Origin of the sequence: Pseudomonas sp. BS-2016, from assembly GCF_001806145.1 — a bacterium.
Classification (GTDB): domain Bacteria; phylum Pseudomonadota; class Gammaproteobacteria; order Pseudomonadales; family Pseudomonadaceae; genus Aquipseudomonas; species Aquipseudomonas lundensis.
On sequence record NZ_MLCT01000190.1, the window covers coordinates 1 to 1,686 of the forward strand.

2 protein-coding genes are annotated in these 1,686 nt (G+C 65.1%); both read left to right on the forward strand.

Annotation, left to right across the window (positions count from 1 at the left end; translation table 11 throughout):
• The coding region (locus BKD70_RS23640; RefSeq protein ID WP_256543288.1) for an SPFH domain-containing protein at positions 1-627 on the forward strand (627 nt) is incomplete at its 5' end.
• A 9-nt stretch (positions 628-636) separates the two neighbouring features.
• Positions 637-1,638: a protease modulator HflC gene (hflC, locus tag BKD70_RS23645; protein ID WP_161793234.1), complete on the forward strand. Its 1,002-nt coding sequence runs from the start codon at positions 637-639 to the stop codon at positions 1,636-1,638.
• Positions 1,639-1,686 lie beyond the last annotated feature (48 nt).

A 1,686-nucleotide genomic window follows, 5' to 3' on the forward strand; every position in this document is an offset into this window, starting at 1 on the left:
GATCAGGCCGCGCTTGCCGCCACCTACAACAGCGCGGATATCCCGACCCTGATCCGCAGCACCGCCAGCCGCATCCTGGTGCACGATTTTGCCTCGCGCACCCTGGATGAATTGCTCGGGGAGGAGCGCACCAGCCTCGCCGACGAGATTGGTCGCAGCGTGCAAGCCGACCTGCAAACCCTCGACAGCGGCGTGGAAATTCTTGCCACGGTGGTCGAGGCGATCCACCCGCCGGCCGGTGCCGCCAACGCTTACCACGGTGTGCAAGCCGCGCAGATCGGCGCCCAGGCTTTGATCGCCCGTGAACGCGGTGCCGCCAGCGAACAGACCAACCAGGCGCTGCTTCAAGCCAGTACCGCCCGCGATCAGGCCCAGGCCAGTGCCCGCGAAGTGAATGCCGGCGCCCAAGCAGCGAACCTGCGCTTTGCCGCCGAACAAAAAGCCTACGCCGCTGCGGGCCAAGCCTTCGTGCTGGAACAGTACCTGGGCCAACTGAGCCAGGGCCTGGCCCAGGCCAAGCTGCTTATTCTGGATCATCGTTTGGGTGCCGACAGTGCGCCGACGATCGATCTACGTTCTTTTACCTTGCCCGCCGACCCGTCGGCGCCGCGCAAAGCCGTTCAATAAGGAGTTCGTCTGTTGAGCGCTCATTCCCACGATCATGATCACGGTCATCACCACCATCACGGCCACCACCATCACCATCACGGCGATGAGCAGGCGACCGGGCCTTTTCCCTGGCGGCGCATGGCGTGGGCGGTGTTGCTGGTGCTGTTTGCCGTGGCAGCGGCGAGCCTGGTGCAAGTGCGTTCCGGCGAGGCCACGGTGATTACCCGCTTCGGCAACCCTGCGCGCGTGCTGCTGGAGCCGGGCCTGGGCTGGCGCTGGCCGGCACCGTTCGAAGCAGCGATCCCGGTGGACCTGCGCCTGCGCACTACGTCCAGCGGCTTGCAGGATGTGGGCACCCGCGATGGCTTGCGGATTATTGTGCAGGCCTATGTGGCGTGGCAGGTGCAGGGCGATGCCGACAACGTGCAGCGTTTTATGCGTGCGGTGCAGAACCAGCCGGATGAGGCGGCGCGGCAGATTCGTACCTTCGTCGGCTCGGCGTTGGAAACCACGGCGGCCAGTTTTGACCTCTCCAGCTTGATCAATACCGACGCCAGCCAAGTGCGCATTGCTGATTTTGAAGCGCAGTTGCGCCAGCAGATTGATCAACAATTGCTCACCACCTATGGTGTGCGCGTGGCGCAGGTCGGTATCGAGCGCTTGACGTTGCCATCGGTGACCCTCACCGCCACGGTTGACCGCATGCGCGCCGAGCGTGAAACCATCGCCACCGAACGCACCGCCGTGGGCAAGCGCGAAGCGGCGCAGATCCGCTCCGCTGCCGAGCGAGATGCGCGCATCATGCAGGCCGATGCCACCGTGAAAGCCGCCGACATCGAAGCGCAGTCGCGGGTTGAAGCTGCGCAGATTTATGGCCGCGCCTACGCTGGCAATCCGCAGCTGTACAACCTGCTGCGCTCGCTGGATACCTTGGGCACGGTGGTCACGCCGGGGACCAAGATCATCCTGCGCACCGACGCCGCGCCGTTTCGCGCACTGGTGGATGGGCCGAAGGACCTGCAGCCATGAGCGAGCCTGAAAGCCCGGACAGCCCGTGGATCCAGGCCGGGCGCCTGA